This window comes from Pantoea jilinensis (assembly GCF_019104105.1).
In the GTDB taxonomy this organism is placed as follows: domain Bacteria; phylum Pseudomonadota; class Gammaproteobacteria; order Enterobacterales; family Enterobacteriaceae; genus Pantoea; species Pantoea eucalypti.
The window spans coordinates 1,557,364-1,576,136 of sequence record NZ_CP077746.1; the positions used below are offsets into that span (position 1 = coordinate 1,557,364).

Below are 18,773 nucleotides of genomic sequence, written 5' to 3' on the forward strand. Positions count from 1 at the left end.
CCGATATGCGATACCGCGTTGGCGTGGATATTGGTGGATCCTTTACTGATTTCGCCGTGCTGGACCAGCAAACGAACCAAATCCATACCCTCAAAGTCCTGTCACGCCCGGACAAACCTGGCAGCGAAATCGAGACCGGGCTGACGCAATTTCAGCAGCATCAGGGCATTGATCCCGCTGAGATTGGCTACTTTACCCACGGCACGACGGTAGGGATTAACGCGGTGATCCAGCGGCGCGGTGTGCGGCTGGCGCTGTTTGCTACCGAGGGCTTCTGCGATGTTCTGGAGCTGGCGCGGCTGAAAATTCCGCATATCCATGATCTTTTCTCCCGGCGTGCCGCACCGCTGATTACCCGCGACCGGGTATTTGCCATCCGCGAACGCATTGACGCCCACGGCAATGTGCTGCAAGCGCCTGATCGTCAGAGCGTGCTGGACGCCATTGAGCAGGCACGCGCCGCAGGTTGTCAGGGTATTGTCGTGTCGCTGCTGCACAGCTATCGCAACCGGCATAATGAAGCAGCAGTAAAAGCGATTATTGAGGAAGTCGCGCCTGAGCTGCTGACCTCCTGTTCCGCTGACATCTGGCCGATTATTCGTGAATATGAACGCACCATCACCGCCACCATTAATGCCTACGTGCAGCCGATGGTCATTCACTACCTGGAATCCTTTGAGCAGGCGCTGAAACGGCTTGGCGTAAAGCCGCCGCCGCGTATCACCAAATCCAACGGTGGGGTAATGGGCGTCGGGCAGGCGAAACGCGAATGCGTCCAGATGGTGCTCTCCGGCACCGCCTCCGGGGTGATCGGGGCCAGCTATCTGGCCAGCGCCTGCGGTTTTGACAAAATCCTCAGCCTGGATATTGGCGGCACCAGCGCCGACGTAGCAGTGATCATTGACGGCAAAGTGGCGCAGGGCAACGGCGAAATCATCGGCGACTTCCCGATCTTTATTCCTTCTGTCGCCGTCACCTCAGTGGGGCAAGGCGGCGGCTCACTGGCGTGGATTGACGGGCAGGGCGTATTGCAGATGGGACCAGACAGTGCCGGATCGCTGCCGGGTCCGGTCTGCTTCCAGCGCGGCGGCACGCAGCCGACGGCCACCGATGCCTTTGCCGCCTGCGGCATGATGGGCCACGGCGCGCTGGGTTATAACGCCGTGACGGTGGATGTTGCCGCCGCCCGGGCGGCCTGGCAGCCCCTGGCCGATGCGCTCACTATTTCGGTCGAGGAGACCGCGGAAACCGCGATTCAACTGGCGATCTCCAGCATGTACAGCGACACCAGTGGCCTGCTGTCCCGCTTTGGCCTGGACCCACGTGAATTCTGGTTCCTCGCCTTTGGCGGAGCGGGCCCGATGATGGGCTGTTTTCTTGCCCGCGAACTGAACATGAAAGGGGTGATTGTTCCGCCTACGCCAGGCGTGCTCTCCGCGTTGGGCGGACTGGTAGCGGACATCCGCAACGATTTTATCCGCACACTCTACGGCGACCTGACGCCTGCGCTCGCTGACACATTAGCCAGTGAAGCCGAAGCCTTGCAGCAGCGCGCCTGCAACTGGCTGACGCAGGAGCACGGCAGCGACATGCCCTATAGCCTGCAGTTCAGCGCGGATATGCGCTATCACGGACAGTCGTTTGAAATCGACGTGCCGCTGGAGGCGAGCTGGCTGACGCAGGCGGATTTCACTGCGCTGCATGACGCCTTTGATCGCCAGCATCAGCAGCTGTTTGGTCACAGTGACCCGCAGGCACCGGTGCAGTTGATTAACCTGCGGCTGGTGATCGCCTCACCCACGCCAAAACCGATGATTAACCGGCTCGCAACGGCGACAGAGCCGGTGCCGGTGCTGAAACAGACCGATGCATGGATCGACGGCGCATGGCATCAGGTGGATGTGGTGCTGCGAACCGTATTGCTTGCCGGCCATCAGTTACGGGGTCCGGTCATCATTGCGCAGAACGACTGCACCACCTGCGTGCCGCCTGGCATGAATGTTACGGTCGATTCCTTTGGTAACCTGCTGATCACGGCGAACGAGGCATAAGATGGCGATTGATGGACGTAACTTACAAATCCTGGCGAACTACTGTGCCGCTGCTGCCGATGCGATGGCCTTTACCCTGATGCGTACCGCGCACTCCACCTTTGTTAAAGAGACGGAGGATTTCTCCTGCCAGATTGTCAGCCGCACTGGACTGGCGTTTGCCTCGCCGCGCAGTTTTGGCGCACCCTGGTACAGCGGCATCGACTATGCGCCAGTACTGGCACTGATTGACGATTACGCCGACGGCGATATCTGCATTACTAATGACGCCTACGCCGGCAATGTGGCGACGCACTCGCCCGATATCCACATCTGGAAGCCGGTGTTTTACAAGGGCGAAATTGTCTGCTTCGTGGTGGGGCACATTCATAACACCGACGTCGGCGGCGCGGTGCCCGCCTCACTGTCGCGCTCGCTGACCGATATCGTGCAGGAGGGGATCCGCATCCCCCCACTGAAAATCATGCGGCAGGGGCAGCTCAATGAAGAGGTCGCCAGCATCATGCGGCTCAACGTGCGGGTGCCGGACCAGAACTGGGGTGATTTCAAAGCACAGCTGGCTTCAGTTAACGTCGGTGAGCGTAAAATCCACGACATTATCGCCCGTTTTGGTATCGACGATTTTTTACAGGGCATAGAAGGGATTCTCGATTACGCCGAAGCACAGGCCCGCAGCATTATCAGCACCATTCCCGATGGGGAGTATTTTTATGCCGACTACGCCGATGAAGATGGCGAGGGCGGTTATCCCTGCCGTATCGCCATCACACTGCGGGTGCAGGGCGATCAGCTGGAGCTGGACTACACCGGCAGCGACCCCCAGCTGGCCTCGTCACTGAACATGCCGACCGGCGGCCGTGAACGACATCCGCTGGCACTGGTGGGCGTCACTTATGTGCTCTCCACACTGGATCGTTCGCTGCTGCTGAACGCGGGAACACTGCGACCGACCCGGGCGATCCTGCCGCCGGGTACGGTGATGAATTGTGAAGCACCGGCGGCGGTGGGGATGCGCTCGCTGACCTGTGCACTGTCGCAGATTGCGACCATCGGCGTCTTCTCGCTGGCGATGCCGGACCGTCTTCCCGCCAATTCACCGGGCGGTAATTCAATCATGAACATCCGCACGCAGACGCATAACCGCAGCGTGGTTGCTTCTCTGGGTCCAGTGGGTGGTGGCGCGGGCGGTACGCCGCGTCATGACGGGCCTGACGGCTCTGGCGGGCTGTCCGCCTTCCTGAAAAACACCCCCATTGAGATCAACGAAGCGGAAGTCCCGATCCGTTTTCATCGTTACGGGCTGGCTCAGGACAGCGCCGGCCCAGGTCGCTATCGCGGTGGCTTAGCGACCGAAATGGCATTTGAGATTTTCTCGCCCAACACCACGATTACCGCGCGCAACCGTAACCGGTCGGTGTTTGCCTCGGCGGGCGTGGTGGGCGGGCAGAACGGGGCGCTCTCTTACTTCCGCACCCGGCGCAATGGCGAGGTTATCAATCACGGCAACACAGACGTAATCCACTGCCAGCCGGGTGACGTGGTCGAAGTGCGGGGCCCTGGCGCGGGCGGTTATGGCCTGCCGTCACAGCGCGAGACTGAGGCGGTCATGCAGGATGTGCGCTGTGGTTATCTCAGCGTCGCAGCAGCCCGGGCGCAGTATGGCGTAGTGATCGTTGATGACGGTGTGGATGAGTCAGCCACAGCGCGCCTTCGCGCCGCGATGCCGCAACGCGCTGCGCAGCATTTTGAACACGGCGAGGCACGGAATCGCTTCGAAACGCTCTGGACACCTCAGCGTTACCAGTTGCTGACCGCTTTTCTGGCAGGCGCACCGGTCAGCTGGCGTCATTTCCTGAAAACCCAGGTATTCCGGGCGGTAGCGGAGATAGGCGAAACGGCGGATATGAATCAAATATTCAGTGATTTGCATCAGCGATACCCGGCCATGGCGAACAATTAACGGAGAGTGCGCATCGTCGACTACGCTTTAAGTCTGCATGGACTATGAAGGCAACGCGACGATGAGCATGAAAACCAGTGATTTTTTTGTCCAGCGCCTGAAAGAGTGGGGCGTCACACGCATCTACGGCTATCCAGGTGACGGGATTAACGGCGTGCTGGGAGCTATCCAGCGCGCTAACGCTAAAGGTGACGGCATCGAATTTATTCAGGTGCGGCACGAGGAGATGGCGGCCTTTATGGCGGCCGGGCACGCGAAGTTTACTGGGGAGCTGGGCGTCTGTCTCTCAACTGGCGGGCCGGGCGCAACCCATCTGCTGACCGGGCTTTATGACGCCAAAATGGACCATGCGCCGGTGCTGGCAATTGCCGGGCAGGCAGAAGCGACTGCGCGGGGAGCCAGCTATCAGCAGGAGATGAACCTGGACCGCATCTTCTCGGACGTCGCTAACTTCGTTCAGGAAGCTTCGACCCCGACACAGGTGCGCCATCTGCTGGATCGTGGCGTGCGCATTGCCAAAGCGCAAAACGGCGTGGCGGTGATCATCATCCCTAAAGATATTCAGGATGAAGAGTGGCAGCCGCCGCAGCATCTGCATGGCTTCACCCATTCCGGCAGCGGCTATCAGCGTCCCAAAGTTATCCCCTACGAAGCGGACCTGCAACGCGCTGCCGACGTGCTTAACGCCGGTAAAAAAGTGGCGATTCTCATCGGTGCGGGCGCACGCAACGCCGCCGTTGAGGTGGTGCAGGTTGCCAATGTGCTGGGTGCCGGAGTAGCAAAAGCGCTGCTGGGCAAAGATGTGCTGCCGGACGACGCGCCGTTTGTTACCGGCTCGATTGGCCTGCTCGGCACGAAACCTTCATCCGATTTAATGCAAAACTGCGACACCCTGCTGATGATTGGCAGCGGCTTCCCGTGGACGGAATTTCTGCCGGAAGAGGGCAAGGCGCGTGCGGTGCAGATAGACATCGATCCCGCCATGCTGGGCCTGCGCTATCCCAGCGAAGTGAACCTGCATGGCGATGCGGCAGAAACGCTGCGCGCGCTGCTGCCGCTGCTGGAGCATAAAGCGGATCGCAGCTGGCAGGAGGATATTGCGGTTCAGGTACGTGACTGGTGGACGCTGATGGAAGAGCGCGCCATGGCACCGGCTAATCCGGTCAATCCGCAGCGGGTAGTGTGGGAGATGTCACCTCAGTTACCGGACAACGCCATTGTCACCTCGGATTCCGGCTCCTGCGCCAACTGGTTTGCCCGCGACTATCGGGTAAAACAGGGACAGCGCGCGTCACTCTCCGGCGGTCTGGCCTGTATGGGTGCGGCGGTGCCTTACGCGATTGCCGCGAAATTTGCTCACCCGGAAAAACCGGTGGTGGCGCTGGTGGGAGACGGTGCGATGCAGATGAACAACATGGCCGAGCTGATCACTATTCAGAAATACTGGCAGCAGTGGGCCGATCCGCGCCTGATTGTCTGCGTGTTCAATAATCAGGATCTGAATCAGGTCACCTGGGAGCAGCGCGTGATGGAGGGTAACCCACGCTTCGACGCGTCACAGCAGCTGCCGGATGTGAAGTACGCTGAGTTTGCGCAGTCGCTGGGAATGGTCGGTATTTTTGTCGACAACCCTGACGATCTGGCAGGTGCCTGGCAGCGTGCGCTCAGCGCCGATCGCCCGGTATTACTGGAGGTGAAAACCGATCCGGAAGTCGCGCCATTACCGCCACACATCACCTTCAAGCAGGCGAAAGCCTTTATGGCGTCGATGGTGAAGGGCGATCGCGGCGCAGCGCAAATCATCAGCGACACCGCCAGCCAGCTGTTTCATAAAAAGCATTAAGGGCTAAGTGGGGCGGTCGCGTCTCACTAACCTTTATTCCCGGATGCCCTCGCGTCCGGGTCTTAAACCCCTTCATCATTCTCAACGGGAGTCTTGTTATGACTGCTCATTCCAGCCCTGTCTGGTTAATCTCGGGATGTTCGACCGGTTTTGGTCGTGAACTGGCGCAGCAGACCATCGCGCGTGGCTTTAAGGTGGTTGTGACGGCACGTGACACCGCGTCCATTGCCGATCTGGTTGAGGGACACGACAACGCACTGGCGGTGGCGCTGGATGTGACGCAGCAGTCGAGCATCGACCAGGCCGTCAGTGCGGCCCTGGACACGTTCGGCACCATTGATGTGCTGGTAAACAACGCCGGTTACGGTTATCAGAGCTCAGTGGAAGAGGGTGTGGAAAGCGAAATCCGCGCGCAGTTTGATGCCAACGTTTTCGGTCTGTTTGCCCTGACCCGCGCCGTGCTGCCCGCAATGAGAAAGGCGCGTAGCGGCCACGTGATCAACATTACCTCAGTGGCAGGCTTAATCGGTTTTGCCAGCTCAGGCTACTACTCTGCCAGCAAACATGCGGTGGAAGGCTGGTCCGATTCGCTGGCGCTGGAAGCCGGTCCGCTGGGCATTCACGTGACCTGTGTTGAGCCAGGTCCGTTCCGCACCGACTGGGCCGGACGCTCACTGCATCAGACGCCAAGCACGCTGCCAGACTATGCGGAGACCGCCGCCGCGCGGATGAAAGCGACCTCCGAATACAGCGGCACTCAGAAGGGCGATCCGGCGCGGGCCGCCGCGGCGATGATTGCTATTACCGAGCATGAAAACCCGCCACGTCATCTGGTGATGGGTGCCTGGGGCCATGACGCCGTGACAGGTAAGCTCAAAGAGCGGCTGGCTGAGATAGACGCGTGGAAACAGACGTCGGTGGAGACGGATTTTCCGGAATAGAGGTGAATTGTGGGTTGCGGGAAGCCGCCTGTGGGTGAACCAGAAGCTATTAAAATACGAAAGGCCCGTTTATCGGGCCTTTGAGTGCTAATCGGGGATCTTTGCTTCCTGCATGTCGCGCGCATTCAGTTCTTTCAGCTTGCGGCGCAACAGGGCAGATGAGGAACGTTTTCTCGCCTGAGCTAACTGAGCTTTAATGGCGGGCAGATCGGGCCGGGCCAGCCACTCTGCAATCAAAAGTGCCCTTAACTCTTTATATCGGGTTTCAACCGGAGCCAAAGGGGTTGTTTCATCGTGTGTATCATAAAACGACATAGCAAGCTCTCCCTGTAGTCACTACTTTATAAGCCTGGAAACAGTCCGGGATTAAAGGTTGCGGCGCTTTCTTCGGCAACCCTGTTCGGCGATTGTAGCGTAGTTCATTTTTTAACCCAAGCATGGCGTCGTAGATCTCTTCCAGAGGAGTCGGACGATTGCGTTCAACGATCTCGCCAGACGCAGGCTGGAAAACAAAACCGCCGATAGAGAAGCTTTCATGGTGTGCCATTAACGCAAGTACTACACTTTTTAAAACGACTGCACTACCTAATCCGGGAATGCTGATGTGGCGAAAATCGCTCATGCACTCCAGACCATCGAACACGTCAAAACAGACCTCAGCCAGCCCGTTAACAGGAAAGGAGATACCGGGTGGCATCCGATATCCGATGCGGGTAAAGGTCTGTTCATCTATCCGGTCGCCAACGATGACAGTGTAAGTTTCGCTGCCGCCAACAAAAACGTAGCTGTGATAAATCTGGCGGTCATAAATAAATCTTTTTCGTCTGATTTCGTAGTTTTCGAGATAAATATCTTCTTCAATACGCACTTCTCATCCCTGCCGTAACATATGAATCCCTGAAACTCGATTTTTCAGTTCCTGCTCAGCACCGTCAAACATCCATGGTAAAAGTGAGGTTATTCATTCCAGCATTTCAGCCGCTGTTGCGCATTAACAACACCGTTCTGTAAGCCAGCCCACAAACCATTCACCTGGCACGCACCCTTATTGCGCAGCCCTGCGCCATCACTGTGCTGAAAAAATAAACAGCGACCCGCTTCTGACACCATAAGAATTCGATCTTGTATCCCAGCCCGTATTCCACCTCGCATCCCTGACCCAGCCCCTTGAGTTCGCGGCTATCTGGCACGCTTCATGCACTAGCTCATGGGTACACTTTTGGCGAGGTAACCCATGTTTGACTCCTTATTAGACGACGATGCCACCACGATGGCCGCTCTGATCCGCAACGGGGAAGTATCAGCCTGCGAACTGACCGCTGCGGCGCTGGCGAGGATGGAACAGCGTGAACCGACGGTGCAGGCCTTTTGCACCCCGACACCCGAGCTTGCGATGGCACAGGCTAAAGCCATAGATGACCGACGTGCGCGGGGAGAAACACTGGGCGCGCTGGCAGGCGTGCCGCTGGCGGTAAAAGATCTCATCTGCACCGCAAACGTCCGCACTACCTCCGGTTCAGCAGCTTACAAAGAGTTCATACCCGAAGATGACGACATCACGGTGGAACGGCTACTGGCCGCCGACGCCATTCTGCTGGGTAAAACCACCGCGCCGGAGTTCGGCTACAGCGGCGTCGGGCACAATCCGCTTTTTCCGTCGCCACGTAATCCCTGGAATCTGGCGATGACGCCGGGCGGTTCCAGCGCGGGTTCCGGGGCGGCGGTGGCGGCACGCCTTTGCCCGATTGCACTGGGCAGCGATGGCGGCGGGTCAGTGCGTATTCCGGCGGCGCACTGCGGCATTTTTGGCTTCAAGGCGTCGATGGGGCGGGTGCCGTTATGGCCTGGCTGTCGTGATGAACGCTATCCCGGCGTCTCAAGCTGGGAGTCGCTGGAGCATATCGGGCCGATGACGCGCAGCGTGCGCGATGCCGCTCTGATGATGTCACTGATGGCAGGACCGGATATGCGTGACCGCCACTCCATCCCCTGCAGCGACGTTGACTGGCTGGGTGCACCGGAACATCTTCCGGGCAAATTGCGCATCGCATTCAGCGCAGATTTTGGCTATGTGGCCGTTGACCCGGAAGTTCGCGCAGTGGTCAGCGCGGCGGTGCATCGATTTGCTGCTGAAATCGGTGCGGAACTGGAGCTGGCCGATCCTGGCTTCCCGGATCCGGCTGCCGCTTTTGGCGCACTGGTGGCGATGGAAAGTGATCTCACCGGCATGCGCCAGATGATGGCGGAGCAGGGCAGCACAATGTCACCGCATCTGGTCGCTATGTTACAGCGCGACTGGCGGGCAGAGAACTTTACCGATGCCATCGCCACCCGCAAAGCGGTCAGCAACAGCCTGTGGCGCTTCATGCAGCGCTTTGATCTGTTGATCACGCCGACACTGGCCGTACCGCCGTTTCCGCTGGGAATGCAGGGACCGGAGATCATTGATAGTCGCATGGTTCGCAACGATCACTGGCTCTCATTCTGCTTCCCGTTCAATTTCACCGGCCAGCCCGCCGCGTCAGTGCCTGCAGGTTTCACCGCCAGCGGCCTGCCGGTCGGTATGCAGATTGTTGGTCGTCATCTTGATGATGCTTTAGTGCTGGCTGCCAGTGCCGCTTTCGAGCGCATTCAGCCGTGGAATCACCTTCAACCCGGAATCGCCCAATGAAAACGTCTGACACACCTGCGCTGGAGCAGGAATTTGAACATGAGCCGGTGCCGCTGACGCATCGTCATTCAACCCGCTCTGTTTCAGCGGTCTGGTTTGGATTCCCGATGATCCTCACCAATGCGCTGTTTGGCGGCATCATTACCTGGCATCTGGGCTTCTGGCCCGCGCTGATCGCCATTCTGCTGGGCAACCTGGTGCTGTTCGCCTATGTCGGCGCGCTGAGCTGGTACGCAGGTAACAGCGGGATGAACTTTGCTTTACAGGCCAGACGCACCTTTGGCAGCAAAGGCTACATCCTGGTCTCGGGTTTTCTCTCGACGGTGGTGATCGGCTGGTATGCCTTCCAGACCGGCCTTACCGGCACGGTGATTAATCAGACCTTCGGCTGGAATGCGCTGGCGGTGACGGCCTTTGCCATGATCCTCTACACCGGCATCACGTTCCTGGGCGTGCGGGCGCTGTCCGTGCTGGGGATGATCGCCGCGCCGCTGTTTGTGGTGCTCGGGATGGTGGCACTGTGGCTGATCAGCAAACAGCACGACTTCTCCGTGGTGACGCAGTGGAAAGGCAGCGCCAGCGCCGCCGGCGCAATGAGCATGGGCACCGCCGTCACCATGGTGGTGGCCGGTTTTGCCGACTCCGGCACCATGACCGCTGACTTTACCCGCTGGTCGAAGAATGGACGCTCAGCGGTCATCGCTGCCTTCTCCGCTTTTCCGGTTGCGAACGTCATCTCGTATCTGTTCGGCGTGGTAATTGTAGCCGTGGGCGCGGCGGTGGATCCGCTGACCAATGGCGGTAACTTCCTGCCGATGCTGATGGGGCACAGTGCCATCCTGTCGGTGGTGGCCTGCCTGTTTGTCTTTATCAATCTGGGATCGGTCTGCACACACTGCCTCTACAACGGCGCAGTGGGTTTCAGTCATCTGTTCAGCAGCAAAATGCGTCTGTGGACGCTGATCCTCGGCGCCATTGGTGGCGCGCTGGCACTGGCGGGCGTCTGGTCTTACTTCCTGGCGTGGCTCAGCCTGCTCGGGATCGTGGTGCCACCATTTGGTGCTGTGATGATTGTGGATTTGATCTTTATGGCGCGCATCAGTGAGCAGCGTCCGGCTCAGCGATTCCGTGGTACAGCGTTTGCCGCCTGGGCAATAGGTAGCCTGTGTGCGGTGATCGCTCATGTGGCTTTCCCGCAGTTCGGTGAAGCAGTGATTGGTCTGGTGACCGCCGCCATCAGCTACAGCGTGATCAGCAAAATGCGCATGCCGCGCCCGGTAATGGAGAACAGCAATGCCCGATTACAGCGTTAATTCAACCCCTTACGCCTGGCCTTTTGACGGCAGTTTCACCCCGGCTGACACGGCGTTAATTGTGATTGATATGCAGACCGACTTCTGTGGCGTCGGCGGCTATGTCGATAGCATGGGCTATGACGTCAGCCTGACCCGCGCACCCATCGCCCCGTTGCAGCAGGTGCTGGCCGCGATGCGCGCCCGGCAGTTTCCGATTATTCATACCCGTGAAGGGCATCGGCCCGACCTCAGCGATTTGCCCGCCAATAAACGGTGGCGTTCGAGACGGATGAATGCCGGCATTGGCGATGTCGGACCGTGCGGCCGCATTCTGGTGCGCGGCGAGCCAGGCTGGGAGATTATTCCGGAGCTGGCCCCGTTGCCGGATGAGGTCGTGATTGATAAGCCAGGTAAGGGGTCATTTTACGCCACCGATCTGGAGCTGATACTGCGCAGTCGTGGCATACGTAATCTGATTCTCACCGGTATAACCACCGATGTCTGCGTTCATACCACGCTACGTGAAGCCAACGATCGCGGTTTCGAGTGTCTGGTGTTATCTGATTGCTGTGCCGCAACGGAGCGGCGTCATCATGAGGCGGCGCTGAGTATGATCCATATGCAGGGCGGCATCTTTGGCGCGTTTGCCACCTCTGCCGCACTGCTGGACAGCCTGGGCAGTTAGTCTTTCTGGCGGATAACCTGAGCGTACAACTCCGCTCAGGCTATCCCGTCAGGCGATGATACCTGCCTGACTGTCTGGCGCCGCTCTCTTCATCAGCGTCTCAGGTCGGGCACCGCCTGACTGAACAGATCGCTCTGAAGCTGATTACAGCCTGCATCCGCCAGTGCAGACATCTGCCCCTGTGTTTCCACGCCTTCTGCTGTGACCACCAGGCCCATGGGCTGACCCAGCTTCATCATCGATTCAATACTTGCTACTGAATTTTCCGCTACGCCGGGCGGGATAGTCCGACCGCTCGCTTGGGCCATTGAGGTAAATCTGCCGTATCATCGCGCATTTCCTGCCAACTTCGCTGCGATGGTTCATACTCATGGGCGCTAAATGTGTTACGAACGGATAGCCGTGCAGACAACGGTTACTGAGTTTGTCACTTCGCTGACAGCCTGAGGTTGCCAGCTGACTATAAGGGAAAATAATGCCATTGTTATTCGGTGAGTTATCTGGTTTCCCGTCATGGGTGCCTGTTGTATTACTCGTCTCGCTTTCGTTTATCGTGGGCTTCCTGGCCCGGCTTATCCTGCTGGCCTTTATCCGCTACTGGCAGAGTCGCGACAGAAAGCTGTTCAAATCCCTTGAGAAGCACCTTAGCGGGTCCATGTTCTTTTTCGTACCGCTATTAATGATCAATGTCGGGATTAACTACATTAACTTTCACCCTGAGTCGCTTGAGTTAATCACTAACATCATCAACGTCTTTATTATTATGTCATTCTGTTCGGTCCTGATACGGCTGACCAATGTGGCGCAGGATATGCTCTATATCCGCTATGACATTAATATTTCGAATAATCTTCGTGCACGAAAAATTCGTACGCAGATTATCTATGTCAAAAAAGTGGTTATTGTCATCCTGGTACTGTTCTGCATTTCACTGATACTGCTGAGCTTTCCTGGCGTCCGTAAATTCGGCACCACTATTCTGGCCGGTGCAGGTGTTGCCGGTATCATTATTGGTTTCGCCTTACAGAAGTCGCTGGTTAATCTGTTTGCCGGTATTCAGATCGCCTTTACCCAGCCTATCAAAATTGATGACGCGGTGGTGGTGGAAAAAGAGTGGGGCTGGATTGAGGAGATCAACCTGACCTATGTGGTGGTGCGCATCTGGGATTTGCGCCGTCTGGTGCTGCCAATTACTTACTTCACTGAGAATCCGTTTCAGAACTGGACGCGTAATAATGCCCAGATTTTAGGATCGGTATTTCTCTACGTGGATTACTCCATGCCGCTGGAGCCGCTGCGCAGGCAGTTTGAAAAAGTCCTGAGTGAAACCAAACTCTGGGATGGGGAAACGTCTGTACTTCAGGTGACGGATACCACCGAAAAAACCATGACCATCAGGATGCTGATGACTGCCCAGAACTCGCCAATCGCTTTTGATCTGCGCTGTTACGTCAGGGAAAAGATGATTGAGTTTATTCAGCAGAATTACCCGGAAAGCCTGCCACAGGTGAGGGCGTCACTGACGGATAGCGGGGGTGAAAAGTCAGCAAGGGAAATAGCTGAATAGCGGGTTTTGAGGTGCGGAACGGCGTTTACTGTTGCAAACAGGCGTCAACGCGTAAAGCCTTAAACAGGCCATACCGACAGGGGGGCTTGTCGGTGCCGCCCGATGCCAGCGTATCGACCACCCTGGCGCCTGAGTCCGCAGAGGTGACAAAGAGCACGGCCACCATCGCCATGGCAATAAAGGAGAGCAGCGAGCTGAAGGGGAAGTGCTCAGGGAAGTTGAACAGTGCCAGCGTCTGATCGCTCACGATCGTCTGCGGCAGGTCAGTGGCACCCTGCTGCACAATCAGCCAGATTGCGCTGTTGCCGAAAAAAGTCATCCAGCGCAGCGTAGCGACCGTTGCCGTGGTGGTGGCCACCCACAATCTGGCGTTTGGGTACTGACCGGCGTGCTGATTGCGTCGCTGAACTTTGCCACCAAAGTGGCCTGCTTTATGGCGGTCTCCTCGGTGCTGAAGGGCGAGACACGCACCTATACCGTAACCGGGCAGGTCTTCTTTGCCTCGGCTGACCGGTTTATCCATCACTTCGATTTCCACGAGGCGCTGGATCGCGTGGTCATCGACGTGTCGCTCGCCCATTTCTGGGACATCACGTCGGTCAGCGTGCTGAACCGCATCGTGATTAAGTTCCGCCGCAAAGGTGCCGACGTGGACGTCAGAGGCATGAACGGGGCGATCCGCACTCTTGTTGACCGCTTTGGTGTGCATGACAAACCCGAAGAAGTTGAAAAGCTGATGGGCAGCCGCTAAACCGGATGTGCCGCTAGCCCTGATGCACGTGCTGGAAAAAAGATCCTCCCGCAGGTTCCGGACTGAATGAAAAAGCAGGCCTGTTAATGATTTTTCATTTGCATAATCGGCTGCTAACAAAATTCAGTAACGCGTTGACCTCGTATTCTTATTCTGGAAAACAAGAAGGCTGAAATGCCCTTTTTCCCCTGTCCTTCCGGTAATACCTTTCCAGGTAAAAACACAAAGCTTAATAAAACCTTAAGATCTGAAGGCTATTTCTCTCTATTTATTCAGTTAACATGCTATTCCGTCTCATGTCTTTTAATTTGTACAATAAAATCAGAAGCCTGCGGAATAGGTTATCGCTTTTTTTCAGCAGAGCCTTTCAGGTTAGAGTCTGAATGATAACCTGGTGAATTATCAGGGTCTTAATTTACACGGCCAGATACAAATATTAAGGGAGGTGATCTGCATCAATAAATATCATTATTTAAGGGCGGGTGATGAAAGTGGCTCTAATAAATATCGTCGCTATGCCGATATGTAACGTAACCCTGAGGAAATGTCAGTCTCAGGTACTTTTCAACACCAGGATTATTAAAATGAATATTATAAAAAAAGTGTCAAAATTCAATATAGGCAGGAAACTTACTCTGGGGTTTTTGCTGGTTATACTGGCGTCACTGGCTATATCAGTCCTTGCTGCCCTCTGTTTTTTAAAAATCCAGGATAACTCGGAAAAGCGCGACGTCACGGTACAAATGGTTGATGCACTGGCGAAAGCGAGGCTGAACCGCACGCTATTTCAGTACACCCGCGACACTAAATTCATCGAACTCAACGGTGAGGCGATGAATCAGTTGTCTGCTTTGTACAAAAATCTTGAGAAATATTCCTGGTCAACAGGCGGTCGTGAAAAGCTTTCTGCGCTCAATACTGCTCTGGCTCAGTATCAGGAAAAGCGTCAGCACTTTCTCGCAAGCAACCACAGTGCAGCCCTTTCTCTGAATGATATTCAGGCTCTCGGACTGACGTCAGTGGCGGAAAAACTGGCTGCCCGACAGGCTTATGTCCCGGCAGACCTTACTGCACCCCTGCTGGCTCTCAGCCTCAAAACTGAACAGGCTGCATTTTATGTTCAGGCGTTCATGCATGGGCCAGATGCTTCCACACTGAATAAGTTTAACGAAATCAAAGACGGTTTTTCACCACTCGTCAGTCAGCTTAGTGGTCTCGCTGACACCTCACTCGGTGCGCTTCTGGCCGATGTGGCGCAAAAAACCACCTCAGGCACCACGCTGTTAAATAATTATCTCCAGTCAGTGCAGGTCGAAAAACGCGCCTCAGATGAAATGACCGCAGCTGCGGGAAAACTGAATCAGTCAATCACTGACCTCGCGTTCTTTCAGTCTGAACAGGCTCAGAAATACATGCATACCGCACTGTGGCAGATTGGTTTTGCCACCCTTGTCTGTATCACTCTCAGTCTCCTGATTGCCTGGAGAATGACCCGCAGCATCACCGTTCCGCTGAGAGAGACGCTTTCTTCGGCACAGCGTATCGCTGAAGGTGACCTGACCGCCGAAATAACCAGTTCCCGTACTGATGAGCTTGGCGAACTGATGACTGCCATGGGTGCCATGAACCAGAGCCTGCGTAACATCATCTCCCGGGTCCGGGATGGGGTGAATAACGTCGCCCGCGCCTCGTCTGAGATTGCAGCAGGAAATACCGACCTCTCATCGCGCACAGAACAGCAGTCGGCTGCCGTGGTTGAGACGGCTGCCAGCATGGAGGAATTAACCTCCACCGTTAAGTTGAATGCGGAGAACGCCCATCACGCCAGTCAGCTGGCCACGGAGGCGTCGCACAATGCCAGCTGCGGCGGGGAAATCATCAGTGAGGTGATAACCACAATGGGCGGAATAAGTCAGAGCTCAGGCAAAATCGGCGAAATCATCACCGTTATTAACGGTATCGCTTTCCAGACGAATATTCTGGCGTTGAATGCGGCAGTAGAGGCCGCGCGCGCAGGTGAGCAGGGCCGGGGCTTTGCCGTTGTGGCAGGCGAAGTGCGCAATCTTGCACAGCGCAGTTCACTGGCCGCAAAAGAGATAGAAGTGCTGATTCGGGAATCACTGGACAGAGTGAGTAACGGTGCTGAGCTGGTAAACCGCGCCGGCGTGACAATGGAGGGTATCGTCAGGTCCGTGACGCAGGTAAGGGACATCATGGGTGAAATTGCCGCTGCATCAGACGAACAGAATCGCGGCATTACCCAGATTGCACAGGCCATGACGGAAATGGATAGTACAACCCAGCAAAACGCTGCGCTGGTTGAGGAGTCTTCTGCTGCGGCCAGCAGTCTCGAAGAACAGGCGCTTGAGCTTGAAAAAACCGTTGCCGTTTTCCGTGTGCCGTCTTCTGGGGCGTTTACACCCAGGGCGCAGACCACCAGGCGCAACGTACAACCCTCAGTATCCCTGATGGCGTCGAAAGCAAACTGGGAAACCTTCTGATCATCGTTGTCCTGCATTCTGAGGGGCCGCCCGACGTCGTTTCTGGCATCCGGTGGTCTCCTTTCGGGTTTATGTCATCGGAGGTGGTAAATGTGTGACGATAACGCCGTTAATGCACTGCATGTTCACATTGGTAAGGCGGTGGAGGCTCTTTTTTATGATGGCGAGCCAGTCACCCGTGCAAAAGTCATTGCCCAACTATGTCTGTTGTTAGATGAAGAACCTGACTGCATCCTGCAAAACGAAATAGCAGGCGCAGTCAGCCTGCTCACTTACCCGTTCGCCACAAAATGAGAGTGAACGGGTTGCTACAATCCCTGGCGACAGAATTTTGCGTGCGATGAGAGGTTGATCTGAAGAGGACGTGGTTAACCTCCGCACTGCATTAATGATCGGGCGCACCCGATTTACTGTAGCAACAAACATTCAGATTTATTCCTGTGATCCTCAATCTTCCTGGCAACGAGGCTCGTTCAGACGAGCATAGGGAAAGGGTACGGCTGACCCGGTGGCTGAACGCATTACCGGCTGTAAGCTGTATCAGTCCGGATAAGCAAGCCTGTGAAATCGCTGACAGATATCAGTAAGTATTTTGATGTATTCAGCGGGTCCGAGGCTGATGCAGCCCATTTTTCACAGTAATTTTATTAATTCAAACAGCCGCTTAAGGGACAGGTTATAACCTGCACGTAATTTTTAGCTTTTTTCCACTCTATGGTGTCCGGCAGTGATATGCCAGCGTTTCTCGCTTTTTCCTCTCATGGTGTCGCGTCATGTACGGGCGTCGCCGGTCGTGCCGCGTCGCCGGATTATCCGGAAAAGGTCAATTATCGTAATGAGTGCAAACTTCGATATCTCTCAAAAAACATAACAATAACTGCTTAGTTTCACCGTCTGACCATAAAGTGTGTTTTAGGATAGCCGATAAAAGAAAGGTATCTTGACATCTCCCTCGGGTAACCTCTCATGACAATTTTAAAGAAACTTACGCTGGTCTTTACCTTTACACTTCTGGCGCTGCTTTTTTTGGGCATTATCAGTATCCGCTCTCTGGGCGGCGCACAGGATCGGTTCGAGTATGTGGCGACCAACTCTCTGCCCAGCATTAACAAAATCAGTGAAATCTCTCAGCTTCGTGAAGAAGCAAGACGGCAGATACTGATGGGTCTTCTGGTTACCGATAAAGCGATATTTGAAAAGCATATGGTCACCGCAAAGGAATATCTGACCAAAACGCGCGAGGCAATGGATTATTATAAATCTCACCTGATTACAGACGATAACGACGGCCAGTTGATAAGCCAGACTATTCAGGATTTCGGCGTCTATCTCGAGAAAGTGAATAAGATGGTGGGCGTTTATCAGACCGGCGGCATTGATGCGGCCAGGGCTATGGTTTCCGATCAGGGAGAGACAGCGGCGGCATCGGTTGTGGTAAGCCAGAATCTGAAGGACATCCTGGCTTATAACTATCAGGTTGCCAACAAATTTGCAGCGGAAAATCATGCCGAGTATCTGCATACGTTATGGCTTCTGAGCAGCATTATTGCAGCCGCGGTGTTAATGACAGCCCTTTCTTCGTACTCTGTCCTGAGCTATATCAGAAAAGGCCTGCAGAATTTACAGAGCACCATGAAAACCATCGAGGAAACCCTGGACCTGACTCTTCGGGTAAATCTCAATAAAAAAGATGAACTGGGCGCAACGGCTGGCAGTTTTAATGCCCTTGTGACTAAGTTTCGGGAGGTTCTGTCAGGCGTCCGGGATGCCAGCAAAGAGGTGGATACGGCGTCAGAGGAAATCGCTCACAGCAATGATGATCTGTCATCACGCTCAGAGTCTCAGGCTTCTTCACTTGAGCAAACCGCAGCCAGTATGAACGAGCTGTCGGCCACCGTGAAACACAATATGGATAACGCGACAGAGGCGAATAACTTCATCGGTAAAGTGCAATCCATCGTCAACCATAGCAACCGTGAGCTGAATGATTTAACAAGTGCCATCAACGATATCTCTGTCTCTTCAAATAAGGTTTCAGAAATTATCTCCATTATTGATGGCATTGCGTTTCAGACCAACATTCTGGCGCTTAACGCTGCAGTGGAAGCCGCCCGTGCCGGGGAGCAGGGCAAGGGGTTTGCCGTGGTCGCCGGCGAGGTCCGCTCATTGTCACAGCGTTCTTCTGTAGCAGCCCAGGATATCCGGGGTCTGATTGAAGAAGCAATCCAGAATGTGGATAAAGGCGTGGTATACGCAGCGAATGTGACGTCGCGAATGAATGAAGCTCTGAGTGTTGTTGATGAAACGACGCAATTGATTAATCAGGTCAATACTTCCTCTAAAGAGCAGAGTTATGGGATCGACCAGGTGAACATTGCGGTCACGCAGATGGAAAGCAATCTGCAGCAGAATGCCGCAATGGTAGAGCAGATGTCTGCCGCTGCGGGCTCACTGAGTCAGCAGGCGGGCAGGCTGCTGACAGAGGTCAGCTCATTTAAGCTCTGAGCC

General features: G+C 55.5%; 13 protein-coding genes and 3 pseudogenes. 12 read left to right on the top strand and 4 right to left on the bottom strand.

Annotation, left to right across the window (positions count from 1 at the left end):
- The first annotated feature begins 5 nt into the window (after positions 1–5).
- The 4 genes from KTJ90_RS07160 (at position 6) to KTJ90_RS07175 (ending at position 6,795) form a co-directional block, all read left to right on the top strand.
- On the top strand, positions 6–2,051 hold the full coding sequence (locus KTJ90_RS07160; protein WP_499026086.1) for a hydantoinase/oxoprolinase family protein: 2,046 nt from the start codon (positions 6–8) through the stop codon (positions 2,049–2,051).
- Position 2,052: 1 nt separating this feature from the next.
- On the top strand, positions 2,053–4,011 hold the full coding sequence (locus tag KTJ90_RS07165) for a hydantoinase B/oxoprolinase family protein (RefSeq protein WP_499026088.1): 1,959 nt from the start codon (positions 2,053–2,055) through the stop codon (positions 4,009–4,011).
- A gap of 61 nt (positions 4,012–4,072) precedes the next feature.
- Positions 4,073–5,854 (top strand): thiamine pyrophosphate-requiring protein, encoded by a 1,782-nt coding sequence (locus KTJ90_RS07170; protein ID WP_003852397.1) that lies wholly within the window; start codon positions 4,073–4,075, stop codon positions 5,852–5,854.
- Positions 5,855–5,952: 98 nt separating this feature from the next.
- Positions 5,953–6,795, top strand: a complete 843-nt coding sequence (locus tag KTJ90_RS07175) for an oxidoreductase (protein WP_105099029.1) — start codon at positions 5,953–5,955, stop codon at positions 6,793–6,795.
- Between the two features lie 87 nt (positions 6,796–6,882).
- On the opposite strand, the gene KTJ90_RS07180 is transcribed toward KTJ90_RS07175, so the two are convergent.
- The gene (locus KTJ90_RS07180; protein ID WP_003852400.1) at positions 6,883–7,110 is read right to left on the bottom strand and encodes a hypothetical protein; all 228 of its coding nucleotides are present in this window, start codon (positions 7,108–7,110) and stop codon (positions 6,883–6,885) included.
- Positions 7,097–7,663: a hypothetical protein gene (locus KTJ90_RS07185; protein WP_003852402.1), complete on the bottom strand. Its 567-nt coding sequence runs from the start codon at positions 7,661–7,663 to the stop codon at positions 7,097–7,099. Before KTJ90_RS07185 ends, KTJ90_RS07180 begins: the two co-directional genes overlap by 14 nt.
- Before the next feature lie 366 nt (positions 7,664–8,029).
- Between KTJ90_RS07185 and KTJ90_RS07190 the strand changes: the two genes are divergently transcribed.
- Genes KTJ90_RS07190 through biuH form a run of 3 tightly spaced genes read left to right on the top strand, consistent with a single transcriptional unit; the run spans position 8,030 to position 11,446 of the window.
- Positions 8,030–9,466, top strand: coding sequence for an amidase (locus KTJ90_RS07190; protein WP_105099030.1), 1,437 nt, complete (start codon positions 8,030–8,032; stop codon positions 9,464–9,466).
- Positions 9,463–10,779, top strand: coding sequence for a purine-cytosine permease family protein (locus tag KTJ90_RS07195; RefSeq protein ID WP_457172938.1), 1,317 nt, complete (start codon positions 9,463–9,465; stop codon positions 10,777–10,779). Before KTJ90_RS07190 ends, KTJ90_RS07195 begins: the two co-directional genes overlap by 4 nt.
- Entirely contained in the window at positions 10,760–11,446 is a 687-nt protein-coding gene (biuH, locus tag KTJ90_RS07200; RefSeq protein WP_499026092.1) for a cysteine hydrolase family protein, read from the top strand. The genes KTJ90_RS07195 and biuH overlap by 20 nt, the downstream gene beginning before the upstream one ends.
- A gap of 92 nt (positions 11,447–11,538) precedes the next feature.
- Here the strand turns inward: biuH and KTJ90_RS07205 are convergent.
- Positions 11,539–11,721, bottom strand: a pseudogene (locus KTJ90_RS07205) (EAL domain-containing protein); the annotation flags it as partial.
- Positions 11,722–11,921: 200 nt separating this feature from the next.
- Between KTJ90_RS07205 and KTJ90_RS07210 the strand changes: the two are divergent.
- A complete protein-coding gene (locus KTJ90_RS07210) occupies positions 11,922–13,013 on the top strand; it encodes a mechanosensitive ion channel family protein (RefSeq protein WP_003852412.1) in 1,092 nt (363 codons plus the stop codon).
- 55 nt (positions 13,014–13,068) lie between these two features.
- Here KTJ90_RS07210 and KTJ90_RS07215 read toward each other — a convergent pair.
- A pseudogene (locus KTJ90_RS07215) lies at positions 13,069–13,344 on the bottom strand (BCCT family transporter); the annotation flags it as partial.
- On the opposite strand from KTJ90_RS07215, the pseudogene KTJ90_RS07220 reads away from it, so the two are divergent.
- From KTJ90_RS07220 to KTJ90_RS07235, 4 genes and pseudogenes are all read left to right on the top strand, one after another.
- Positions 13,343–13,764: pseudogene (locus KTJ90_RS07220) on the top strand (STAS domain-containing protein); the annotation flags it as partial. The pseudogenes KTJ90_RS07215 and KTJ90_RS07220 sit on opposite strands and share 2 nt — an antisense overlap.
- Before the next feature lie 584 nt (positions 13,765–14,348).
- On the top strand, positions 14,349–16,265 hold the full coding sequence (locus KTJ90_RS07225; protein ID WP_499026094.1) for a methyl-accepting chemotaxis protein: 1,917 nt from the start codon (positions 14,349–14,351) through the stop codon (positions 16,263–16,265).
- A gap of 90 nt (positions 16,266–16,355) precedes the next feature.
- Positions 16,356–16,559 (top strand): hypothetical protein, encoded by a 204-nt coding sequence (locus tag KTJ90_RS07230; protein WP_003852422.1) that lies wholly within the window; start codon positions 16,356–16,358, stop codon positions 16,557–16,559.
- A gap of 672 nt (positions 16,560–17,231) precedes the next feature.
- Positions 17,232–18,770: a methyl-accepting chemotaxis protein gene (locus KTJ90_RS07235; RefSeq protein ID WP_003852423.1), complete on the top strand. Its 1,539-nt coding sequence runs from the start codon at positions 17,232–17,234 to the stop codon at positions 18,768–18,770.
- Positions 18,771–18,773 lie beyond the last annotated feature (3 nt).

Coding starts and splice junctions, on each gene's coding strand:
- KTJ90_RS07235 (WP_003852423.1), top strand. CDS start 17,232: ATGACAATTTTAAAGAAACTTACGCTGGTCTTTACCTTTACACTTCTG.
- KTJ90_RS07190 (WP_105099030.1), top strand. CDS start 8,030: ATGTTTGACTCCTTATTAGACGACGATGCCACCACGATGGCCGCTCTG.
- KTJ90_RS07195 (WP_457172938.1), top strand. CDS start 9,463: ATGAAAACGTCTGACACACCTGCGCTGGAGCAGGAATTTGAACATGAG.
- KTJ90_RS07225 (WP_499026094.1), top strand. CDS start 14,349: ATGAATATTATAAAAAAAGTGTCAAAATTCAATATAGGCAGGAAACTT.
- KTJ90_RS07175 (WP_105099029.1), top strand. CDS start 5,953: ATGACTGCTCATTCCAGCCCTGTCTGGTTAATCTCGGGATGTTCGACC.
- KTJ90_RS07170 (WP_003852397.1), top strand. CDS start 4,073: ATGAGCATGAAAACCAGTGATTTTTTTGTCCAGCGCCTGAAAGAGTGG.
- KTJ90_RS07180 (WP_003852400.1), bottom strand. CDS start 7,110: ATGTCGTTTTATGATACACACGATGAAACAACCCCTTTGGCTCCGGTT.
- biuH (WP_499026092.1), top strand. CDS start 10,760: ATGCCCGATTACAGCGTTAATTCAACCCCTTACGCCTGGCCTTTTGAC.
- KTJ90_RS07210 (WP_003852412.1), top strand. CDS start 11,922: ATGCCATTGTTATTCGGTGAGTTATCTGGTTTCCCGTCATGGGTGCCT.
- KTJ90_RS07165 (WP_499026088.1), top strand. CDS start 2,053: ATGGCGATTGATGGACGTAACTTACAAATCCTGGCGAACTACTGTGCC.
- KTJ90_RS07230 (WP_003852422.1), top strand. CDS start 16,356: ATGTGTGACGATAACGCCGTTAATGCACTGCATGTTCACATTGGTAAG.
- KTJ90_RS07160 (WP_499026086.1), top strand. CDS start 6: ATGCGATACCGCGTTGGCGTGGATATTGGTGGATCCTTTACTGATTTC.